The 19,681-nt window shown below is 65.6% G+C and carries 22 protein-coding genes; 9 read left to right on the forward strand and 13 right to left on the reverse strand.

Annotated elements, in window-relative coordinates; all coding sequences use genetic code 11:
• Positions 1-44 precede the first annotated feature (44 nt).
• A complete protein-coding gene (locus tag K5H97_RS21400; RefSeq protein WP_028693035.1) occupies positions 45-956 on the forward strand; it encodes a LysR family transcriptional regulator in 912 nt (303 codons plus the stop codon).
• Between the two features lie 21 nt (positions 957-977).
• Here K5H97_RS21400 and K5H97_RS21405 read toward each other — a convergent pair whose 3' ends face one another.
• The 3 genes from K5H97_RS21405 to K5H97_RS21415 are packed head-to-tail and all read right to left on the reverse strand — an operon-like array spanning position 978 to position 2,807.
• Complete coding sequence (locus K5H97_RS21405; protein ID WP_028693034.1) at positions 978-1,499, reverse strand: DUF2937 family protein; 522 nt, start codon at positions 1,497-1,499, stop codon at positions 978-980.
• A gap of 9 nt (positions 1,500-1,508) precedes the next feature.
• Positions 1,509-2,282, reverse strand: coding sequence for a class II glutamine amidotransferase (locus K5H97_RS21410; RefSeq protein WP_028693033.1), 774 nt, complete (start codon positions 2,280-2,282; stop codon positions 1,509-1,511).
• A 15-nt stretch (positions 2,283-2,297) separates the two neighbouring features.
• Positions 2,298-2,807 carry a hypothetical protein gene (locus K5H97_RS21415; protein WP_028693032.1) on the reverse strand — a complete coding sequence of 170 codons (510 nt, stop codon included), beginning with the start codon at positions 2,805-2,807 and terminating at the stop codon, positions 2,298-2,300.
• A gap of 185 nt (positions 2,808-2,992) precedes the next feature.
• On the opposite strand from K5H97_RS21415, the gene K5H97_RS21420 reads away from it, so the two are divergent.
• Positions 2,993-5,035: a S9 family peptidase gene (locus tag K5H97_RS21420; RefSeq protein ID WP_028693031.1), complete on the forward strand. Its 2,043-nt coding sequence runs from the start codon at positions 2,993-2,995 to the stop codon at positions 5,033-5,035.
• A 183-nt stretch (positions 5,036-5,218) separates the two neighbouring features.
• Positions 5,219-5,692, forward strand: coding sequence for a cyclic nucleotide-binding domain-containing protein (locus K5H97_RS21425; RefSeq protein WP_028693030.1), 474 nt, complete (start codon positions 5,219-5,221; stop codon positions 5,690-5,692).
• Here the strand turns inward: K5H97_RS21425 and K5H97_RS21430 are convergent.
• The gene (locus K5H97_RS21430) at positions 5,689-5,964 is read right to left on the reverse strand and encodes a hypothetical protein (protein WP_028693029.1); all 276 of its coding nucleotides are present in this window, start codon (positions 5,962-5,964) and stop codon (positions 5,689-5,691) included. The two genes, K5H97_RS21425 and K5H97_RS21430, sit on opposite strands and share 4 nt — an antisense overlap.
• Before the next feature lie 132 nt (positions 5,965-6,096).
• On the opposite strand from K5H97_RS21430, the gene K5H97_RS21435 reads away from it, so the two are divergent.
• The 3 genes from K5H97_RS21435 to K5H97_RS21445 all read left to right on the forward strand — a co-directional run bounded on the left by K5H97_RS21435 (position 6,097) and on the right by K5H97_RS21445 (position 7,666).
• Positions 6,097-6,462, forward strand: a complete 366-nt coding sequence (locus tag K5H97_RS21435; protein ID WP_023632486.1) for a YajD family HNH nuclease — start codon at positions 6,097-6,099, stop codon at positions 6,460-6,462.
• 73 nt (positions 6,463-6,535) lie between these two features.
• Positions 6,536-7,006: an RNA methyltransferase gene (locus tag K5H97_RS21440; RefSeq protein ID WP_028693028.1), complete on the forward strand. Its 471-nt coding sequence runs from the start codon at positions 6,536-6,538 to the stop codon at positions 7,004-7,006.
• Between the two features lie 336 nt (positions 7,007-7,342).
• Complete coding sequence (locus tag K5H97_RS21445) at positions 7,343-7,666, forward strand: YgaP-like transmembrane domain (protein WP_028693027.1); 324 nt, start codon at positions 7,343-7,345, stop codon at positions 7,664-7,666.
• Positions 7,667-7,756: 90 nt separating this feature from the next.
• On the opposite strand, the gene K5H97_RS21450 is transcribed toward K5H97_RS21445, so the two are convergent.
• Positions 7,757-8,965, reverse strand: coding sequence for a M61 metallopeptidase family protein (locus K5H97_RS21450; RefSeq protein ID WP_028693026.1), 1,209 nt, complete (start codon positions 8,963-8,965; stop codon positions 7,757-7,759).
• A 24-nt stretch (positions 8,966-8,989) separates the two neighbouring features.
• Positions 8,990-9,439, reverse strand: a complete 450-nt coding sequence (locus K5H97_RS21455) for a YcgN family cysteine cluster protein (protein ID WP_028693025.1) — start codon at positions 9,437-9,439, stop codon at positions 8,990-8,992.
• Between the two features lie 145 nt (positions 9,440-9,584).
• On the opposite strand from K5H97_RS21455, the gene K5H97_RS21460 reads away from it, so the two are divergent.
• Positions 9,585-10,178 carry a nitroreductase family protein gene (locus K5H97_RS21460; protein WP_028693024.1) on the forward strand — a complete coding sequence of 198 codons (594 nt, stop codon included), beginning with the start codon at positions 9,585-9,587 and terminating at the stop codon, positions 10,176-10,178.
• Positions 10,179-10,259: 81 nt separating this feature from the next.
• Here K5H97_RS21460 and K5H97_RS21465 read toward each other — a convergent pair whose 3' ends face one another.
• The 5 genes from K5H97_RS21465 to K5H97_RS21485 form a co-directional block, all read right to left on the reverse strand.
• Positions 10,260-11,192 carry a D-2-hydroxyacid dehydrogenase gene (locus K5H97_RS21465; protein WP_028693023.1) on the reverse strand — a complete coding sequence of 311 codons (933 nt, stop codon included), beginning with the start codon at positions 11,190-11,192 and terminating at the stop codon, positions 10,260-10,262.
• 75 nt (positions 11,193-11,267) lie between these two features.
• On the reverse strand, positions 11,268-11,561 hold the full coding sequence (locus K5H97_RS21470; protein ID WP_028693022.1) for a YcgL domain-containing protein: 294 nt from the start codon (positions 11,559-11,561) through the stop codon (positions 11,268-11,270).
• Positions 11,558-12,691 carry a ribonuclease D gene (gene rnd, locus K5H97_RS21475; protein ID WP_028693021.1) on the reverse strand — a complete coding sequence of 378 codons (1,134 nt, stop codon included), beginning with the start codon at positions 12,689-12,691 and terminating at the stop codon, positions 11,558-11,560. The genes K5H97_RS21470 and rnd overlap by 4 nt, the downstream gene beginning before the upstream one ends.
• Positions 12,692-12,784: 93 nt before the next feature.
• Entirely contained in the window at positions 12,785-14,422 is a 1,638-nt protein-coding gene (locus tag K5H97_RS21480; protein ID WP_028693020.1) for a phosphoethanolamine transferase, read from the reverse strand.
• A 164-nt stretch (positions 14,423-14,586) separates the two neighbouring features.
• Positions 14,587-14,952 (reverse strand): 5-carboxymethyl-2-hydroxymuconate Delta-isomerase, encoded by a 366-nt coding sequence (locus tag K5H97_RS21485; protein ID WP_028693019.1) that lies wholly within the window; start codon positions 14,950-14,952, stop codon positions 14,587-14,589.
• 116 nt (positions 14,953-15,068) lie between these two features.
• Here K5H97_RS21485 and K5H97_RS21490 point away from each other — a divergent pair, with 116 nt between their 5' ends.
• A complete protein-coding gene (locus tag K5H97_RS21490; protein ID WP_028693018.1) occupies positions 15,069-15,305 on the forward strand; it encodes a DUF465 domain-containing protein in 237 nt (78 codons plus the stop codon).
• Positions 15,306-15,357: 52 nt separating this feature from the next.
• Here the strand turns inward: K5H97_RS21490 and K5H97_RS21495 are convergent, their stop codons facing one another.
• Positions 15,358-16,533 (reverse strand): trans-sulfuration enzyme family protein, encoded by a 1,176-nt coding sequence (locus tag K5H97_RS21495; RefSeq protein WP_028693017.1) that lies wholly within the window; start codon positions 16,531-16,533, stop codon positions 15,358-15,360.
• 151 nt (positions 16,534-16,684) lie between these two features.
• Here K5H97_RS21495 and K5H97_RS21500 point away from each other — a divergent pair, with 151 nt between their 5' ends.
• Positions 16,685-17,143, forward strand: coding sequence for an Lrp/AsnC family transcriptional regulator (locus K5H97_RS21500; RefSeq protein WP_028693016.1), 459 nt, complete (start codon positions 16,685-16,687; stop codon positions 17,141-17,143).
• A gap of 43 nt (positions 17,144-17,186) precedes the next feature.
• On the opposite strand, the gene K5H97_RS21505 is transcribed toward K5H97_RS21500, so the two are convergent.
• Entirely contained in the window at positions 17,187-19,517 is a 2,331-nt protein-coding gene (locus K5H97_RS21505; RefSeq protein ID WP_028693015.1) for an FdhF/YdeP family oxidoreductase, read from the reverse strand.
• Positions 19,518-19,681 lie beyond the last annotated feature (164 nt).

Here is a 19,681-nt window from a genome sequence, read left to right on the forward strand (position 1 = left end):
GTCCAACGAGAAAAACCTCCGGTCTGGAACAAGAAAAACTGATCATGAACCTCCGTTTCCTCGAAACCTTCGTCTGGGTCGCCCGGCTCAGGAGCTTCCGCCTCACCGCCGAGAAGCTGTTCACCACCCAGGCCTCGGTGTCCAGCCGCATCGCCGCGCTGGAGGCCGACCTGGGCGTGAAACTGCTGCTGCGCGACTCCCGCGGGGTCAGCCTGACGCCGGAAGGCGCCAAGGTGCTGGAGTACGCCGAGCGCATGCTCGACACCGCCAAGGCCATGAAGCAGTCACTGGACAGCGACCGGGCCAAGACCGGACGCATCCGCCTGGGGGTGATGGACACGGTCATCCACACCTGGATGAGCGCCCTGGTGGCGGAGCTGGGCGAGCGCTACCCGCAGGTGGAGATCGAGCTGGTGGCCGATACCGCGCTGAACCTGCGCGAGCAGCTGCAGAAGGGTTTTCTCGACGTGATCCTGCAGACCGACCTGCTGCGCGAGCAGTCGATCCGCAGCCACGACCTGGCGCGCTACCCGATGGGCTGGATCGTCGCCGCAGGCTCCCCGCACCACCGCACCTACGCCTCGCTGGCGGAACTGGCCCGCGAGCGCATCGTCACCTTCTCGAAGAACTCGCGACCGCACCAGGAGGTGCTCGGCCTGTTGCAGGCCGCCGGGGCCGAGACGCCGCGCCTGAACTGCGTGAACTCGGTGGCGGCCATCACCCGCCTGCTGCGCGACGGCTTCGGCATCGGCGCACTGCCGCCGGCGCTGGTGGATGGCGAACTGAGCCGCGGCGAGCTGGTGTTGCTGGAGGGCTTGCAGCCACCGCCGAGCCTGGAGCTGGTGGTGGCCTGGCAGACCGGCGTGGCGCTGGTGGACGAGGTGGTCGGCGTGTGCCGGCAGGTGCTGGAGCGCTATGCGCGGGATGTGGGCGGGCAGCGGATCGTGCTGGTCTGAGCTGCCGCAGGGCCGGAAAAGCTAGCGCCAGCTTTCCTTCACCGCCTTGCGCCGTCCACCAAGAATCACCCAGCCAATCACCAACAACAGGCTCTCGACCACAAACGCCAGCACGAACCCGCTGCCGATCCCCCAGCCGATCGCCTCGGGCACCAGCAGGATCTGATAGCTGTAGCCCTTGAGCGTCTCCTCGCGCAGTGCCGGCTCCGGCTGCACCAGCACATGCCAGGTGCGGCTCACCCACGAGCCCTGCAGGGCTTGCCATTCATGCTCGAGCAACTGGTTGCGGATCAGCAGGCTCTCGATGCTGTTGGCATCGCTGTTGAACACCGGATCGTCGCTGCCCCGGTAATGCCGCACCAGCGCCTGCAGGTCACCGTTGAAGAAGCGCTGCGCGGTCTGGCGGAAGCCGTCGAGCGCCTGGCGCGATTCGAGCAGGTGCGCCTCGACGCGCTGGCTGTAGTCCTTGACCAACCCCGGCACCTGGAGACCGGCCAGCAGGCCGAAGGTGAACAACAGCAAACGCAGGTAACTTCTGAACATGCAGCTTCCTTAACTCTGGCCGTGGGCAATGCACTCGCCATGCCGCCACAAGCCCCACTCACCCGGCCCGTAGCGGTTCCAGGTCTCATTCTCGGTCAGCGGCTCGGTGGCGATCACCGTGACCACGTCGTTGGGGGTGGTTTGCGTGTGGAAATCGACGATCAGGTCGACATCCTTCAGCCGCGCCGCGCCGAACGGTGCGCGGCGGGTGATGTGCACCAGTTTGGTCGAGCAGAAGCAGAACAGCCAGTCGCCGTCGCTGAGCAGGCAGTTGAACACGCCTTGGCCACGGTACCCGGCGCAGGCTTCGACCAGCACTGGCAGCAGTTGCTCGACCTCGACCGGCTCGGGGAAGGCTTCGCGCACGCGGTTGAGCAGGTCGCAGAAGGCCGCTTCGCTGTCGGTGTCGCCGATCGGCCGGTAGAACGTGCGCTGGCCGGTGAAATCGCCCAGCTGGCCGTTGTGCGCGAAGCACCAGTTGCGCCCCCACAGCTCACGCACGAATGGGTGGGTGTTGGACAGGCAGACCTTGCCGACGTTGGCCTGGCGGATATGGCCGATGACCACTTCGCTCTTGATCGGGTAACGCTGCACCAGGTTGGCCACTTCCGACTCGCTGCTCGCCGCCGGATCCTGGAACAGGCGCAGGCCGCGCCCTTCATAGAAACCGATGCCCCAGCCATCGCGGTGCGGGCCGGTGCGCCCGCCGCGCTGCATCAGGCCGGTGAAGCTGAAGACGATGTCGGTGGGGACGTTGGCGCTCATGCCCAGCAGTTCGCACATGTTGCGGCTCCTGGCTTAAAGTCGGGGTTCGACGCGGCCCTGCCCGGGCCCGGAGCGGCGCACGGGGGCGGGGGGCGGATCGTCGCGGTAGCGGTCTTGACGGTTGGCGGCCAGGGACGCTTCGGCCACGACCTCGTCTTCTTCCTTGGCCTGGCGCTGGGCGGCGGCCTCACACTGGGCGCGGCGCTCGCGGGCACGCTTTTCCAGCGGCCAGCGGATCAGCACGAAGACGATGTACAGGGCAAAGGCGAGCATGCCGTACATGGCCAGGTCGGAGGCGGCGCGCCAGGCGTTGTTGCCGACCTTGAAGGCGACGTCCAGCGCGGTGATGGCAATGGCCGGGGCGAAGCTTTCCTTGACCGGGTCGACGATGGTCGGCGAGAACAGCAATACGGCGATGATCACCCGCAGCGGCTCGCGCAACCAGCGCCACATCCAGCCGGTCAGCTTGAAGCCCACCAGCAGGCAGCCCAGGGCGGCAACGGCGTACAGGCCCCAGGCGAGGGTATAGTCGTGTTCGGTCATGGTGTGGGTGCAAGCCAGGCAAAGAGATGCCTATGATAAACACTTTTCCCGGCGCAGGCTGCCCCCGCCCCGCAAGGGACCTGCAGCGGCCCTTCGCGGGGCAAGCCCGCTCCCACGTCCAGACCTCGATCAGGCGTGGGAGCGGGCTTGCCCCGCGATGGGGTCCACAATCGATGAGATCACCCATGCCCCTACCCCTTCCCGCCCCGATCGCCCATCAAGCCGAAGGCCAAGACCCCTACGCCTGGCTGCAGCAGCGCGACACCCCCGAGGTCCTGGCCTACCTGGAAGCGGAAAACGCCTACCAGCAAGCCGTCCTCGCCGACCAGGCGCCGCTGCGTGAACAGCTGTTCGAAGAGATCAAGGGCCGCATCCTCGAGACCGACCTGTCGCTGCCCTCGCCCTGGGGCCCGTACCTCTACTACACCCGTACCACCGCGGGCGACGAATACCCGCGCCATTACCGCTGCCCGCGCCCGGCCGACGACAGCAACACCGTCGATGAAAACCGCGAGGAGCTGCTGCTCGATCCCAACGCCCTGGCCAATGGCGGCTTTCTTTCCCTCGGCGCCTTCAGCGTCAGCCCCGACCACCGCCTGCTGGCCTACAGCCTGGACACCAGCGGCGACGAGATCTACACCCTGTACGTCAAGGACCTGGCCAACGGCGCGCTGACCGCCCTGCCCTTCGACGACTGCGACGGCAGCATGACCTGGGCCAACGACAGCCAGACGTTGTTCTTCGCCGAACTGGACGACACCCACCGCCCCTGGCGCCTGCGCCGCCACACCCTGGGCGAGACCGACGCCGCCACGGTCTTCGAGGAGCCCGACGGGCGCTTCTTCCTGCACTGCTACCGCGCCAGCTCCGAGCGCCAACTGGTGCTGCTGCTCAACAGCAAGACCACCAGCGAGGCCTGGGTGCTCGATGCCGCCACGCCACAGGCTGATTACACCTGCCTGACGCCGCGGGTCGAAGGCCATGAGTACTTCCCCGACCACGGCCAGCTCGACGGTCAGTGGCGCTGGTTCGTGCGCAGCAACCAGGACGGCATCAACTTCGCCCTGTTCCACGCGCCGGCCGACAGCGTGCCGACCCGCGCGCAGTGGCAGGTGCTGGTGCCGCACCGTGACGACGTCATGCTCGAAGGGCTCAGCCTCAATGCCACGGCGTTGTCCCTGAGCCTGCGCGAAGGCGGCCTGCCGATCATCGAAGTGCACCCGCAAGGCCTGCCGGCTTACCGCGTCGAGCTGCCGGACGCCGCCTACAGCCTCTACGTGCAGGACAGCCTGGAATTCGCCAGCACACGCATCCGCCTGCGCTATGAAGCCCTCAACCGCCCGGCCCAGGTGCGCCAGCTGGACCTGGCCACGGGCGCCCAGCAGGTGCTCAAGCAGACTCCGGTGCTCGGCGCCTTCGACGCCGACGACTACATCAGCCAGCGTCTGTGGACGGTGGCCAAGGACGGCACTCGGGTACCGATCAGCCTGGTGCGCCGTCGCGCTGACGAAGGCAAGACGGTGCCGCTCTATCTCTACGGCTACGGCGCCTACGGCGAGAGCCTCGACCCGTGGTTCTCCCATGCCCGCCTGAGCCTGCTGGAGCGCGGCGTGGCCTTCGCCATCGCCCATGTACGCGGCGGCGGCGAGCTGGGCGAGGCCTGGTACCGGGCCGGCAAGCAGGAGCACAAGCACAACAGCTTCGACGACTTCATCGCTTGCGCCGAGCACCTGATCGCCGAAGGCGTGACCACCCGCGAACGCCTGGCGATCAGCGGTGGCAGTGCCGGTGGTCTGCTCATGGGCGCGGTGCTCAACCTGCGCCCCGAGCTATTCCGTTGCGCCATCGCCGAAGTGCCGTTCGTCGATGTGCTCAACACCATGCTAGACCCCGAGCTGCCGCTGACCGTCACCGAGTACGACGAATGGGGCAACCCCGAGGAGCCCGAGGTGTACGAGCGGATCAAGGCCTACGCGCCCTACGAGAACGTCAAGGCGCAGGCCTACCCGGCGCTGCTGGTGGTCGCCGGCTACAACGACAGCCGCGTGCAGTACTGGGAGGCGGCCAAGTGGGTGGCGCGCCTGCGCACGCGCAAGACCGACGACAACCTGCTGCTGCTCAAGACCGAGATGGGCGCGGGCCACGGCGGCATGAGCGGGCGCTACCAGGGGCTGCGCGATGTGGCGCTGGAGTATGCGTTCGTCTTCAATGAACTGGGCGTGGCGTAAAACGCGATTTTCGTTGTCATAGCGTCAAGCTGACGTGGGAGCGGGCTTGCCCCGCGATGAGGACAGACCAGGCAGCGTCATCGCCTGGTCGAACCTGATCGCGGGTCAAGCCCGCTCCCACGATGCCTCACTACTTACCCAGCAGTTTGTGGCGCTTTCCAGACATTCGAAGAAGAACAACACATGCCCGACACCCAGCACCTGAACGCCGAAATCCGCGACATGCTCATGGACTGCGGCCTGTTCGACACCCTGCAGCCCGGTGACTTCCTCGCCGCCGCCGGCTACTTCAGCCTCGCCGCCGTGGCCCAGGGCCAGACCCTGTTCAGCGAAGGCGACGCCGGCACCTTCATGTGCATCCTCCATCGCGGCGTGGTCTCGGTGCGCAAGACCGACGGCAACGGCGCCCAGGTGGAGATCGCCACCCTGCGCAAGGGCCGGGCCTTCGGCGAGATGGCCGTGCTCGACGGCGAACGCCGCTCGGCCACCTGCGTGGCCGCCAGCGACTGCCAGCTGCTGACCCTGGGCAAGGACGCGCTGGAAAAGATGCTCAACGAAGCGCCGCGCATCGCCGCACGGATCATCCGCGCCCTCGCCGTGGCCTTGTCAAAACGCCTGCGCATGCAGGATGGCCAGCGCCTGGCGCAGCAAGTCTAGCGGCCCTTGTCAGGCGGTTTCGGCGGGTCCTGGCTCAGCCCGGGCAACGGCTGGTCCTTGGGTGGCCCCGGCAGCGGCATTGGCGGCAACAGCGGCGCGCCCGGCCGGTTGGCACCGGCCTTGGGCGGCGTGCTCGGGGTGATCTGCGGGTAAGGGGTCGGCGTCGCGGTCCCGGGCGCCCCGGGAACCGTCGTGAGCGGCCGTTGCTGGCCCGCGGCGTCGGCCGTGGATACAGCGCCAAGCAACAACGCGGCGAGGATCGCATGCAACATCGGCAGCCTCCTGTCAGAAACCTCCCTACAGGCTACGCCCAATGGCGCGATTTTGCCTGTCCGCCCGGCCCACAGGCGCGCTAGACTCAACGGCATAACCGTCATTGCCCTGATCAGAAAAAAGGTAACACCATGAGCTCCACCTCCGACGCCACCGCCCGTCTCGACCGCATCCTCGCCGACGCCAAGCGCGACAAGGAAATGGGCTACCGCGACAAGGCGCTGAAGATGTATCCCCACGTCTGCGGCCGTTGCACCCGCGAGTTCTCCGGCAAACGCCTGTCGGAACTGACCGTGCACCACCGCGACCATAACCACGACAACAACCCCCAGGACGGCTCCAACTGGGAGTTGCTGTGCCTGTACTGCCACGACAACGAGCACGCCCGCTACACCGACCAGCAGTATTTCAGCGAAGGTTCGCTGAGCACGCCGAAAGTCGCCGTGGCCACCCACAACCCGTTCGCCGGCCTGGCCGCGCTGATGAAGAAGGACTGAACGTCGATTCGCGCCCCCGGCGTGCCGGCAAGCCCGTATAATCGCGCTCTTTTTTTACGAAGGGCCCCGACACGTGGCGAACAAACGGTACAGCTGCATCGGCCTGTTCAACCCCAAATCCGCGGAAAACGTAGGCTCGGTGATGCGCGCCGCGGGCTGCTATGGCGTCAACTCGGTGTTCTACACCGGCAAGCGTTATGAGCGCGCCCGCGACTTCGTCACCGATACCAAGCGCGTGCACTACGACATCCCGCTGATCGGCATCGACGACCTGCAGCGCATCATTCCCCTGGGCTGCACCCCGGTGGCCGTGGAGCTGGTGGAAGGCGCACGGCCATTGCCTGAGTACACCCACCCGGACCGGGCGATCTACATCTTCGGGCCAGAGGATGGCTCGTTGAGCGAAGACGTGCGCGGCTGGTGCGAAGAGACGATCTACATCCCGACAGAAGGCTGCATGAACCTGGCGGCGACGGTGAATGTGGTGCTGTACGACCGCATGGCCAAAGGCTTGAACACCCGCTCGGGGCCGAAGTTCAAGTAGCCCTCACGCCTTGCGCCCCCCCAATCCGGCTCCCGTGCAAGCCTGGCGTCTACGCGGCGAAATAAACGCTACCGTAGGCCGTTGCTGTTGTGCTTTTGCTTCTGAGCGCGCGGTAGATCAGCCACGGCAGCCAAACCATGTCACGACTGAATACGCTGATCAAAAGTTTCATTACAACCAACATGCTCGCCAACGGCACCCACACCCAAGTGTTATAAACCCACCTTGCTCAGGATAGCCTCGAAGTTGGGCGGGGCAGCCACGCGGCAAATTACACTGAACGCTTGCACGCTGGTCAAAGTCTGCTGGATATCACCAACCTGAGGAGACCAGGCGATGCACGATATCCATTGGACAACGGACGCACCGAAACATAATGTCCACGGCCTGGAGCGCGTCAGCTCCCTGGCTGGGGGCGCGTTGATGATCAGCAAGGGGCTGCGCCACGGTGGCCTGCTGGGGATGTTGCAGGTTGCCGTAGGCGGCTTGGCGCTGGCCCGTGGCGTGAGCGGGCATTGCTCGACCAAGGCATGGTGGTTGCGGCATCGCGCCGAGTACCTGCGCCTGCATCGCGACATAGAACGAGGCGCTGCCGAGCTCAAGGCGCTGAAGGCCAGCGCCGAGGCGGCAACCCGTACCGCGACGGTGACTGGCGGTTGAAAGCATCGCGGGCAAGCCCGCTTCCACGAGCCCGCGTTCAAAATGATGTCCGGGGCCGTGGGAACGGGCTTGCCGCGATAGATCCTGCGCTTAGCGCAATACCTTGCTTTGCAATACTTCGGACTGCCGCCCCAGCACGTTCTCGCTGATCTGCACGAACTCCTCGGTGCTGACGCTCGACAGGCGCATCAGCGCACGGGCGACGTCGTCCAGCGAGCGCTTGTCGTGGTGGTGCAGGCGGATCTCGCGATCCAGCGCCTGCAGCAGCAGCACGCCACGGGCCACCTGCGCGGCATCGGCCTTGGCGCCCTTGAGGTGGTTCACCTTGGCAGCCAGCTTGTGCTGACGGGCCTGCAGCGCCTCGTAGCGATCATCGCTCATGCCACCAGCGCGGCGCAGCAGCTCGGTGGCGTAATAGTCGGCCAGGCTCTCGCCCAGCCAGTCGCTGCCGTCGCGGTCGTTGATCTGGGCGAACAGCTGCACCAATTCACGCAGCACCGGGCTGGTGCCGTTCTCGCTGACCAGCGGGCGCGTGCTGTGCAGATAGAGCGAGTTGTTGCCGGCCAGCACGCCGCGCCACATCTCGTCACGGGCACCGACCAGCAGCAGCTTCGGAGGGTTGCGCGGGAACACCGCCTGCAACTGCGGCCAGATAAAGGTCAGCAGGGTCAGCGTGTCCATGCGCCGCATGCCCTGGCCTTGCGGCGCGGCCACGGTCACCTCTGTGACGCCCAGGCGCGCCCGACGACTGCCCAGGTTGCCGGCGAGCATCCAGCCGGTGGGCCGGTCGAACAGCCGCGACACATCGTCGATGCGAAATTTCTGCCGGCCGATACGTGGCCAGGCGGTTTCGACGCTTTTCCAGCCCGTCGGCAGGTCGAAGGTCAGGCGCGAGACCAGCTCGGTGCCATCCTGCTGGTCGAGGCGCGCCGGCGGCACCAGCTGGTCACCACGGAACAGCGCCCAGTGCGGCGTGATGCGCGCCTCATGGGCGCCGCCACGGGGTTGCTGGTCGAGCAGCACGCGGTAGCTGAGGCTGGTCTTGCCCGCCGCCGGGTGCCAGACGCCACGTCCGTTCTGCACCTGCCACTGGCCATCGGCGAGAAAGTCGCTGTAGGCACCAGGCTTGCCCAAGTCGAAGTCCAGGCTGCGCACCGCACTGCCGTCGGCCAGGGTCAGGCGCACCTCGGCCTGGCCGCTCTGCGGCAGCAGGCGCACCTGGTAATCGAGGTCGACCTTCTTCGCCAGGACCTGCGAACTGGCCAGCAGGCCGACAACCAGCAACAACAGGCGACGCATAAAAACTCCTTGTTTCCCGGACACTCAACCTGCGCGGAAGATCAGATGGTCTTCCCAGTCGTCTTCATCCACGTCGTTCTCGCTGAGCATGCGCCCCGACCGGGAAATGCGCTGCTCGTGCACCTGCTGGCGATCACCGCTGACCAGGTGGTGCCAGGCCGGCAGGTCCTGTCCCTCGCTGACCAGGCGGTAACCGCAGGTGGGCGGCAGCCACTTGAACTGGTCGGCCTTGCCGGGGGTCAGCTGGATGCAGTCGGGGACGTGCTCGAAGCGATTGGGGTAGTCGCTGCACTGGCACGTCTGCAGGTCCAGCAGCTTGCAGGCGATACTCGTGTAATAGACGCTGTTGTCTTCCTCGTCCTCGAGTTTCTGCAGACAGCACAGGCCGCAGCCGTCGCAGAGCGACTCCCATTCCTGGTCATCGAGCTGGTCGAGGGTCTTGCGCCGCCAGAAGGGCGCGGTATCGGCGATCATCACACGGTTTCCTGCAGTCAACGTCAAGCCGCGGCGCGCGGCGGCGCCAGTCTAGAGGCAGTCCGGCGGCAACGCCAGACCGCTTGTCAGTGCTCACCGGACGCAGTAGCGTGCGGTATTTTCCCCCGCCCTTGCAGGAGCACCCATGAGCGCCACCCCACGCATCGCCGACTATGCCATCAACGAGCAGTTCATCAATCGCTGGTCGCCCCGCGCCTTCACCGCCGAGCCGATCAGCCAGGAAACCTTGCTGAGCTTCCTCGAGGCCGCGCGCTGGGCTCCGTCGGCCTACAACTCGCAGCCGTGGCGCTTCCTCTACGCCCGCCGCGACACGCCGAGCTGGGAACGCTACCTGGGCATCCTCAACGAGTTCAACCGCAGCTGGGCGCAGCACGCTTCGGCGCTGGTGCTGATCATCTCCAAGACCACCTTCGCAGCGCCCGGCTCCGATGAAGAAAAGCCTGCGCTGTGGCACACCTTCGACACCGGCTCAGCCTGGGGCCATCTGGCGCTGCAGGCGAGCATCAGCGGCTGGCACAGCCATGGCATGGCCGGCTTCGACCAGGACCTGGCGCGCAGCGAGCTGAAGATCCCCGAGGGCTACGCGCTGCATGCGATGGTGGCGATCGGCAAGCTGGGCGACAAGGCGACCCTGGCCGAAGGCCTGCAGGCCCGCGAAGTGCCGAGCCCGCGCCGACCGCTGAGCGAGCTGGCGGCCGAAGGTGAGTTCAGCCTCTAAGGTTGTGATCGCCTTATCGCGAGGCAGGTGCCCGTGGAAACGGGCTTGCCCCGCGATGAGGTCGCATCAGGCAAACCTCTTTCAGTAACCCCTCGCGAAATCCACCTCGCCCCGCAGGGCCTGCTCCACCGCATAGGCCCGCGCATTCTCCACGAACAACCGCACCATCGCCGCCGGCGAGGTCGGCGCCGAGCTGTGCCCGGTCAGCAGCAGTCCCCAGGCGGTCCAGAACGGATGGCGCTGGGGCAATGGTTCCTGGCGGCAGACATCGATCACCGCGCCAGCCAGATGGCCCTGCTTGAGCGCTTCGACCAGATCGGCATCGACTACCGCCACGCCACGCCCGGCATTGATGAACAAGGCACTGGGCCGGAAGCACTTGAACAGCGCCGCATCGTACAGGTCATGGGTGGCCGGGGTATCGGGCAGCAGGTTGAGCACGTAGTCGGCCTGGCCGACCAGGCGCGGCAGCTGGTCGAGGCCCGCCACTTCGACGAAGGGCGCCTGCTTGCGGGCGCTGCTGGCCACACCGTGCAGGATGACACCGAACGGCACGAGGAACTCGGCCACCCGCTGGCCGATATCGCCGGTACCGACGATCAGCACCCGCCGCCCTTCCAGGGTCCGCCCCGGGCGGTCATCCCAGCGCCGCTCGACCTGGCTGACCAGTCGCGACAGCACATCGCGCTCATGGCCGAGCATGTAGGTGAGCATGTACTCGGCCATCACCTGGCCGAAGATGCCCACCGCCCGGGTCAGGCGGTAGTCGCGTGGCAGGCCGTCGGCCAGCAACGGGGTGATCCCGGCCCAGGTCGACTGCATCCAGCGAGGCTTGTGGCCCTGGCGCAACAGACTGGCCAGCAGGTCCGGCTGGCCCAGCCACACCGGGCAATCGGGGGCCAGGCGTGCCAGTTCGGCGGAGTCGCCGCTGGTCAGGACTTCCAGGTCCGGTGCCGCTTCGCCCAGCAGGCGAGCATAGTTGGCATGATCCTGTTCAGCGATCAGAACGCGCATGTGACACACAACCTTGGCAAACAACGGAAGCGGCCCGCCAGGCGGGCCGCAGGTAAAAAGGGAACCGCGCCTGGGTCAGGCCGGGTCGTTGCGACGCAGCAGCTCTTCGGGCAAGTGCTCGATGTAGTCGTCTTCCGGCGGTGGCATCTGCAGGTGGTAGCCCTGCTTGTCGAGGTTCTCCAGCACCTTGGCGATGTCCTCGCGGGCCAGTGTGCGCTCAGGCGTCAGCACCAGGTCGAAAGCATGCACCGGCTTGCCGAAGAATGGCAGCAGCGCCTCCGGCACACGCTCCAGGCCCTCGGCCTTGAGCACGTAGAGGTACATTTCATTCTTGCGTGGGCTCTTGTAGATCGAGCAGATACGTTTCATCGGGAATCTCCGGCGCCCGCCAGGTCGTCCAGCAGGGCCTGGCCCATGCGTTCGCGACGCCAGCCGCGCAGCGAATCGGGCAGTTGATAGGGACCGTCGGGGTAGCCGCTCTTGAGCAGGGCTTCGAGGGCTTTCTTGCGCAGCATCAGTTCCGGGGCGATGCCCAGCCGCTCACCCTCGGCCTGGCCGATGGCGCGCAGGCGCTTGAGGATGCCGGCGGCTTCGATCGGCAGCGGCTCGGGCAGCGGCTCTGGCCATTGCTCCTGCGGCTGGCTGGCGGCACGCTTGATCAGCTGGATCAGCTGCTCACCGTCCTGGCGGATGGTGCGCGGGTGCATCTCTTCGATTTTCGCCAGTGCCGACGGGCTGTCAGGCTGGCTCCTGGCCATGGGCCACAGCGAGTGTTCCTTGAGGATGCGGTTACGCGGCACATCGCGGCTGCGGGCCTCACGTTCGCGCCAGGCGCACAGTTCACGGAGCACCGCCAGTTGCTGGCGACCGAGCTTCCAGGCCAGCTTGACGTCGCGGTACAGGGTTTCGGGCTCGACTTCACGGCGCAGCGCGGCGACCAGTTCGGCGCCGTCTTCCAGCACCCAGGCGTACTTGTCATCCGACAGGCGCGGGCGCAGGGCATCGAACAGCTCGGCCAGGTGCACGGCGTCCTCGGCGGCGTAGCTCACCTGAGTGTCGGACAGCGGGCGCTGCAGCCAGTCGGAGCGGGTCTCGCCCTTGGGCAGCTCGAGCCCCAGCACCTCTTGCACCAGGCGCGAATAGCCCATGGAGAAACCGATGTTCAGGTAGCCGGCGGCCAGCTGGGTGTCGAACAACGGCTGGGGTAGCTTGCCGGTCAGGCGTAGCAGCACTTCCAGGTCTTCGCTGCAGGCATGCAGCACCTTGACCACGCCGCTGTCCTCGAGCAGCCCGGCCAGCGGCTGCCAGTCGCGGATCAGCAGGGGGTCGATGAGGTAGGCGCACTGGCCGACACCGATCTGGATCAGGCCGGCCTTTGGGTAGAAGGTGTCGACCCGCATGAATTCGGTGTCGAGGGCCACGAAGGGCTGTTCGCGCCAGCTTCGGCAGTGTTCGGCCAGGTTCTGGTCGTCACGGATCCAGTGTATTTCGATGGCCACGAGGCTCTCCCACTAACATTGGCGCGCAGTATATACGGCGCGGCCCCTGGGGGTGAAACCTCGCGCCATCCATGGTGCCGGGCGGTCGACCGCTCAGCGTTTGGCCGCCAGCCACGGCCGGCAGCTGGCGAACATGTCCAGCGATCGCTGGTAGACCTCGGTGCGCACCTGCAACAGCCCGAGCATCGAGTGGAACAGGTTGTCCTGGGACAGCGGCGCATCACGCAGCTTGCCCAGGCATTCGGTGTCCAGGCCGAAATCCTGGCGGTAGCTGTCGGAGAACCAGGCCAGCAGCGGCACGTGCTTTTGCTGGTCCGGCGCGATCATGTAGGGCGTGCCGTGCAGGAACAGGTTGTACTCGCCCAGCGATTCGCCATGGTCTGAAAGATAGATCATCGCGGTGTCGACCTTGTCCTGTCGACTGCGCAAGGTGTCGATCAGGGTGGCCAGCACCTTGTCGGTGTAGGCCACGGTGTTGTCGTAGCCGTTGACGATCGCCTGCTGGCTGCACTGGTTCAGGGCGTTGCTGCGGCACACCGGGGTGAAGGCTTCGTTGCCCGCGGGGTAGCGCTTGAAGTACTCGGGGCCATGGCTGCCCATCTGGTGCAGCACCAGCACGGTGTCCTGGTCGAGGTTGTCCAGCAGCTCGGCCAAGCCCTGCAGCAGGATCTCGTCATGGCACTCGCCACTGGCGCACAGCGCCGGGTCCTTGAGGTTGCTCACATCGATAAATTGCACCCGGTCGCAGGTGCCCTTGCAGCCGGACTGGTTATCACGCCACTGCACCGCCAACCCTGCGCGCTGGAGGATGTCGAGCAACCCTTCACGGTTCTTGGCCACGCGTGCGTCGTAGTCCTTGCGCGGCATGCCGGAGAACATGCAGGGCACCGACACGGCGGTCTCGGTGCCGCAGGAATGGACATCGGTGAAGCTCAGCAGGCCCTGCTCCTTGGCCAGCCGTGGCGTGGTGTCGCGGGCATAGCCGAGCAGGCCGAAGTTATCCGCCCGGGCACTTTCACCGACCACCAGCACGGTCAGTGACTTGCGTGCGTGCTGCTGCCAGGCGCTGTCGCGACGGGCATCTTCGCCATATGGCTGGAACGGCCGGGTGGCGCTGCCCACTTGCTCGCTGACATAGCCGATGGAAGCCCCGACGATATTGCTCGGCGTGAGCATCAGGCGCAGTTCATGGTGATTGCGAAACAGCGACGCCAACCCCTGATAGTTGACCAGCGCTACCGAACCCAAGGCTGCGACGCAGGCACCGCTGACCACCAGCTTGCCCAGCAGCTCGCGGTGCCAGGGGCGATAGTCGATCCTGGCCTTCCATACCAGCAGCGACGGCAGCACACCCAGCAGCAGGATATAAACGGCAAACTTCAGCGAGAGCAGGTCGCGCACTTCCGCGACATTGGTTTCAGCGACATTGCGGAACATGCCGGCATCAATAAGCACACCATATTGATTCATGAAGTAAGCGACACTTGCGCCACTGATGAACAACACGATCAATACCGGCTTCAGTACATAACGAAACGCCAGCAAGGTGAGTATGAGATTGAAGGCGAACAGCATCAGCACGGCGAATGCCAGGCTCAGCCACAACCCCACCATGCCCGGCGGCACGATGGACTCCAGGTGTTGCCAAAGCAAGGTGTTGAAGCCGATCAACAGGTACAGGCTGGCCAGCAGCGTGACCCATTCGGTCCGCAGGGATTTGAGTTTCAGCATGGCGTTCGCAATAAGAGTTCATCAGCGGCCAACGCGCCCGGACGGGCAGGTTGGAAAGTTGGCCGAACTCTAGAAAGCCTAGCATCAATTTTTTGTGAAAAAGACGCCAACAATTAGTCTGTCGACATCTTTCATCGGTTAAACAACTTTCATTCAGCTGCCATTCAGCCAGGCAGGCGAAGCTTGGCGTACGGCTCGCGATCGATGTCCAGGACCTCCACGCACAGCTGGATGTCCAGACCGGGCTGGCCGGGGATCGCTTCGCGCAGTACCTCGAGCAGGCTGTTGGACAACTGCTGTTTCACTTGCGGCGTGCGTCCGCTGAGGATCGCCAGGCGCACATGGGCGAAGGCCCGCTCGCTCGGCGCGGTACCGATCCGATACTGGGCGAAGGCCTGGGCACGGCTCTTGATGTCCAGCTCTTCGGCGAACTGGCCGCTGCCGACCAGGGCGTGATTCAGTCGCAGCAGCAGCACGTCGACGTTGAGTTCGCGCAGGTTGTCGCTGTATTCCAGGTTCAGGTGAGGCATGGCGCAGGTTCCGGTTACGCAGGGATGGGCGACAGCCTAACCCAGTCCCGCAATGCGGCAAAGGCGACTATCCTCTTGGTTCAGGCTCGTTTACCAACCCTGAGAGAGGTGAAGAAATGCCAGTTCCGCATGATTTGCTCGCAGACCTGCACGTGACCGCCGACCAGTTCCAGGCCCTCATCGACAAGAACCAGGACCTGCACAAGCTGCACAAGGAATACAACGCCAAGGACAAGGAAGTGGTGGCCGCCGAAGGCAACGCCACCAACGACGACACCGTCAACCTGCTGCGCAGGGAACGCCTGCTGCTCAAGGACAAGATCGAACGGATCGTCCATCCGCCCAAATCCTGATTCCCCTCACTGACGCCATCGCGGGGCAAACCCGCGATAGCGTCGGCGGTCGTTACGCGGACGCCTTCAACGCCGCATCCAGGTCCTCGATCAGATCCCGGTAGTCCTCGATCCCGATCGACAACCGCACCAGGTTCTCGCTGATCCCCATCACGCCCTTCTGCTCCGGGCTCAGGGAGTTGTGCGACATGCTCCAGGAGTGGTTGATCATGCTCTCCACCCCGCCCAGCGAATCGGCCAGGACAAAGATCGACAGCGCCTCGACCAGGCGGTTGACCGCGGCCCGATCTCCCTTGATGCGCAACGCCACCACCGCACCGCCGGTGCGCATCTGACGCTTGCTCAGTTCATGCTGCGGATGGCTTTCCAGCCCCGGGTAGTAGACCTGCTCGACCTGCGGATGCTGTTCGAGGAACTGCGCCACGCGCAGGGCATTGGCGCTCTGGCGCTCCATGCGTACATCGAGGGTCTTCAGCCCGCGCAGCGCCAGGTAGCAGTCGAACGGCCCCTGGATCGCGCCGACCGCCATGCTGATCTTGCGCAAACGGCCCAGCAGCTCGTGATTGGCCGCCACCACCACGCCGCCGGTCAGGTCGGAGTGGCCGCCGATGTACTTGCTCGCCGAATGCATCACCAGGTCCACGCCCTGGGTGATCGGCTGCTGGTTCCAGGGCGAGCAGAAGGTGTTGTCGATGCAGGTCATCACCCCACGGGCGCGGGCCAGGTCGCAGACCGCCTTGATGTCCACCAGGTGCAGCAGCGGGTTGGTCGGCGACTCGATCCAGATCAGTTGCGTGTCCGGGCGGATCGCCGCGGCCACGGCCTCGACGTCGTTGAGGTCGACATAGGTGGTGGTCAGGCCCGAGGTGCGTCCACGGTAGTCTTCCAGCAGGCGGAAGGTGCCGCCATAGACACCGTTCATCACCACCACATGGGCGTCCTTGGACAGCAGTTCGAGCACCGTGGCGGTGGCGCTGACGCCCGAGGCGCAGGCGACCGCGCCGACGCCCTCCTCCAGTGCGGCCACGCAGGTCTCGTAGGCATGCCGGGTCGGGTTGCTGACCCGGCTGTAGGCGTATTCGGGGTTGTCGTCCAGGCCGCGCTTGATGAACGAGCTGGAAGTGACGATGGCCGGGAAGATGGCGTTGTCGGCGACGCTGGACTGCTCGCCGGCGTGGATGGTGCGGGTGGCAAAATTGCGCGGTTTGTCGGACATGGTCGGGTCCATTGACTGAGGATGGAAAACCGCCACTATCTCATATCCGCCGGGCCCCGGCGCCAACGGAACGTTGCTGTCGACGAAGCGCCTGAAAGGGTTTCAACGTTCTCAGCATGCGGCTAACCTTGGAAAACTTTCCTCCACCCCACCTGACGACATCATGGACAGTTTCGACCAGCATATCCTCACCCTGCTCCAGCGCGACGCGTCGCTGTCACTCAAGGACCTGGCCGAGTCGGTCAACCTGTCCACCACGCCGTGCTGGAAGCGGGTCAAGCGATTGGAAGAGGAAGGCTACATCCGCGGCCGCGTCGCCCTGCTCGACCCCGAGCGCCTGGGCCTGGGCCTGACGGTGTTCGTCCAGCTCAAGACGCAGCGCCACGACAGCGCCTGGCTGGCGCAGTTCGCCGCCACGGTGACGGCGTTCGAGGAGGTGATGGAGGTCTACCGCATGTCTGGCGACTGGGACTACATGCTGCGGGTGGTGGTGGGCGACATTGCCGCCTACGACCGCTTCTACAAGAAGTTGATCACCAGCACCGACGGGCTGTCGAACATCACCTCGAGCTTTGCCATGGAGCAGATGAAGTACACCACGGCGTATCCGGTGGGGCGCTAGGAGCGGGCGGAGGCGCCGCTCCCACGCCATCGCCCACGCCCTGTCAGTCGGGGGTGATCGTCGCCTCGATCCGGTTACCAGGCTTGGCCTTCTCCAGCTTGATCGCCACGAACTTCGAGGTCGGCGTGTAGGTCCCCTCGCCATAGCTCTCCAGCGGCACCAGCGGGTTGGTCTCTGGATAGTAGGCCGCCGCCTGGCCTTGCGGCACGTCATAGGCCACCAGGCGGAACCCCGAGACCCGCCGCTCGCGACCATCCTCCCAGAGCGACACCAGGTCCACCTCCTCGCCCGGTTCGAAGCCCAGTCGACGGATATCCGCCTCATTGACGAACACCACCTCGCGCAGGCCGAACACGCCACGGTAGCGGTCATCCAGCCCGTACAGCGTGGTGTTGTATTGGTCGTGGGAACGCAGGGTCTGCAGGATCAGGTCGGGCTTGTCACCACGGGCCAGCACCTGGGCGTTGACCAGCTGCTCCGGCAGCGGGCTGGGGGTGAAGCGCGCCTTGCCGGTGGCCGTGCGGAAGTTGCGCTCGGCGGCGTTGTTGCCCAGGTGGAAGCCACCGGGATGCTGCAGGCGCGCGTTGAATTCGCTGAAGCCCGGGATGACATCGGCGATCATGCCGCGGATGCGGCCGTAGTCGGCAATCGCGTAGTCCCAGTCGATCGGTTTGTTGCCCAGGGTGGCCTTGGCCATCCCGGCGACGATGGCCGGTTCCGAGCGCAGCAGCGGCGAGCGCGGCTTCAGCTGGCCATGGGAGATGTGCACCATGCTGAAGGTGTCTTCCACGGTGACGCCCTGCGGCCCTTCGGCCTGGATGTCGATCTCGGTGCGGCCCAGGCACGGCAGGATCAACGCATCGCGCCCGGTGACCAGGTGCGAGCGGTTGAGCTTGGTGGAAATCTGCACGGTCAGTTCGCAGTTGCGCAGCGCCGCGTGGGTACGCGGGGTGTCCGGAGTCGCCTGGGCGAAGTTGCCGCCCAGGGCGACGAACACCTTGGCCCGCCCCTCTTCCATGGCCTGGATCGCCAGCACGGCGTTATGGCCGTGCTCGCGGGGCACCTTGAACTGGAAGCGTTTCTCGATGGCGTCGAGCAGCGCCGCCTTGGGCTTCTCGTCGATGCCCATGGTGCGGTCGCCCTGCACGTTGCTGTGTCCGCGCACCGGCGACAGGCCGGCGCCGGGCTTGCCGACGTTGCCGCGCAGCAACTGCAGGTTGACGATCTCCTGCACGGTCGGCACCGAGTGGCGGTGCTGGGTCACGCCCATGGCCCAGCACATGATCACCCGCTCGGCCTTGCGGTACATGCGCGCGGCCAGCTCGATCTCGGCCTTGCTCAAGCCCGACTGCTCGACGATATGCTCCCAGGGCGTGGCGTCCACCACGGCCAGGTAGGCCTCGACGCCACTGGTGTGCTCGGCGATGAAGGCATGGTCGAACACCGGCGGCTCATCATTGAGCTGCGCCTCGCGCTCCCACTGCAGGAGGAACTTGGCGATCCCGCGCATGGCCGCCATGTCGCCGCCCAGCGCCGGGCGGAAATAGGCAGTGTTGGTCGGTTCGGAGCCGTTGCTGAGCATCTCGAACGGGTGCTGCGGATGCTGGAATCGCTCCAGGCCCCGCTCCTTGAGCGGATTGAAGCAAACCACCTGGGCGCCGCGCTTGACCGCCTCGCGCAGCGGTTCGAGCATGCGCGGGTGGTTGGTGCCGGGGTTCTGGCCGATGACAAAGATCGCATCGGCCAGCTCCAGGTCATGGAACACCACGGTGCCCTTGCCCACGCCGAGGGTTTCGGCCATGCCCACGCCACTGGCCTCGTGGCACATGTTCGAGCAGTCGGGGAAGTTGTTGGTGCCATAGGCGCGCACGAACAGCTGGTAGAGGAACGCCGCCTCGTTGCTGGCCCGGCCCGAGGTGTAGAACTCGGCCTGGTCCGGCGATTCGAGGCCGTTGAGGTGCCGGGCGATCAGGGCGAACGCCTCGTCCCAGCTGGTTTCGACGTAATGGTCGGTGGCCGCGTCATAGCGCATCGGGTGAGTGATGCGGCCTTGGTATTCGAGCCAGTAGTCGGTCTGCTCGAGCAGGGCGCTGACGCTGTAGCGGGCGAAGAACGCCGGATCCACCGAGCGGCCGGTGGCCTCCCAGTTGACCGCCTTGGCGCCGTTCTCGCAGAACTTGACCATGTCGCTTTCCGGCGACTCGCCCCAGGCACAACCCGGGCAGTCGAAACCGCCGTTCTGGTTGGTCTTGAGCATGGCCCGCAGGTTCTTGAAGGCGTTCTCGCTGCCCAGCCAGCTCTTGGTCACGCTCTTGAGCGCGCCCCAGCCGGCGGCCGGCCCCTTGTAGTCCCTGATGTGTTCGTCCTGGCTCATGCTGCGCTTCTCCGCACGGTGTTTTTTCCAGCCTAAGAAGCCGCTCCCAGTGCGTCCAATCGAAATAAACGACAGCGTGATAAACCGTCTCGATCACCCGGCAGAGCCCTTGTGCTGCGTGGCCTGCGGTGGTGATAGAGGAGACTTATCGAGCGGTCGGGGAA

The organism is Pseudomonas mosselii (assembly GCF_019823065.1).
Lineage (GTDB): Bacteria > Pseudomonadota > Gammaproteobacteria > Pseudomonadales > Pseudomonadaceae > Aquipseudomonas > Aquipseudomonas mosselii.

Bases quoted from the DNA above. Each gene is read 5' to 3' on its own strand.
- K5H97_RS21495 (WP_028693017.1), bottom strand. From the start codon at position 16,533: ATGGACCCGACCATGTCCGACAAACCGCGCAATTTTGCCACCCGCACC.
- K5H97_RS21445 (WP_028693027.1), top strand. From the start codon at position 7,343: ATGCACGATATCCATTGGACAACGGACGCACCGAAACATAATGTCCAC.
- K5H97_RS21420 (WP_028693031.1), top strand. From the start codon at position 2,993: ATGCCCCTACCCCTTCCCGCCCCGATCGCCCATCAAGCCGAAGGCCAA.
- K5H97_RS21480 (WP_028693020.1), bottom strand. From the start codon at position 14,422: ATGCTGAAACTCAAATCCCTGCGGACCGAATGGGTCACGCTGCTGGCC.
- K5H97_RS21400 (WP_028693035.1), top strand. From the start codon at position 45: ATGAACCTCCGTTTCCTCGAAACCTTCGTCTGGGTCGCCCGGCTCAGG.
- K5H97_RS21455 (WP_028693025.1), bottom strand. From the start codon at position 9,439: ATGATCGCCGATACCGCGCCCTTCTGGCGGCGCAAGACCCTCGACCAG.
- K5H97_RS21450 (WP_028693026.1), bottom strand. From the start codon at position 8,965: ATGCGTCGCCTGTTGTTGCTGGTTGTCGGCCTGCTGGCCAGTTCGCAG.
- K5H97_RS21465 (WP_028693023.1), bottom strand. From the start codon at position 11,192: ATGCGCGTTCTGATCGCTGAACAGGATCATGCCAACTATGCTCGCCTG.
- K5H97_RS21410 (WP_028693033.1), bottom strand. From the start codon at position 2,282: ATGTGCGAACTGCTGGGCATGAGCGCCAACGTCCCCACCGACATCGTC.
- K5H97_RS21430 (WP_028693029.1), bottom strand. From the start codon at position 5,964: ATGTTGCATGCGATCCTCGCCGCGTTGTTGCTTGGCGCTGTATCCACG.
- K5H97_RS21425 (WP_028693030.1), top strand. From the start codon at position 5,219: ATGCCCGACACCCAGCACCTGAACGCCGAAATCCGCGACATGCTCATG.
- K5H97_RS21460 (WP_028693024.1), top strand. From the start codon at position 9,585: ATGAGCGCCACCCCACGCATCGCCGACTATGCCATCAACGAGCAGTTC.
- K5H97_RS21470 (WP_028693022.1), bottom strand. From the start codon at position 11,561: ATGAAACGTATCTGCTCGATCTACAAGAGCCCACGCAAGAATGAAATG.
- K5H97_RS21485 (WP_028693019.1), bottom strand. From the start codon at position 14,952: ATGCCTCACCTGAACCTGGAATACAGCGACAACCTGCGCGAACTCAAC.
- K5H97_RS21405 (WP_028693034.1), bottom strand. From the start codon at position 1,499: ATGTTCAGAAGTTACCTGCGTTTGCTGTTGTTCACCTTCGGCCTGCTG.
- K5H97_RS21490 (WP_028693018.1), top strand. From the start codon at position 15,069: ATGCCAGTTCCGCATGATTTGCTCGCAGACCTGCACGTGACCGCCGAC.
- K5H97_RS21505 (WP_028693015.1), bottom strand. From the start codon at position 19,517: ATGAGCCAGGACGAACACATCAGGGACTACAAGGGGCCGGCCGCCGGC.
- K5H97_RS21500 (WP_028693016.1), top strand. From the start codon at position 16,685: ATGGACAGTTTCGACCAGCATATCCTCACCCTGCTCCAGCGCGACGCG.
- K5H97_RS21415 (WP_028693032.1), bottom strand. From the start codon at position 2,807: ATGACCGAACACGACTATACCCTCGCCTGGGGCCTGTACGCCGTTGCC.
- K5H97_RS21435 (WP_023632486.1), top strand. From the start codon at position 6,097: ATGAGCTCCACCTCCGACGCCACCGCCCGTCTCGACCGCATCCTCGCC.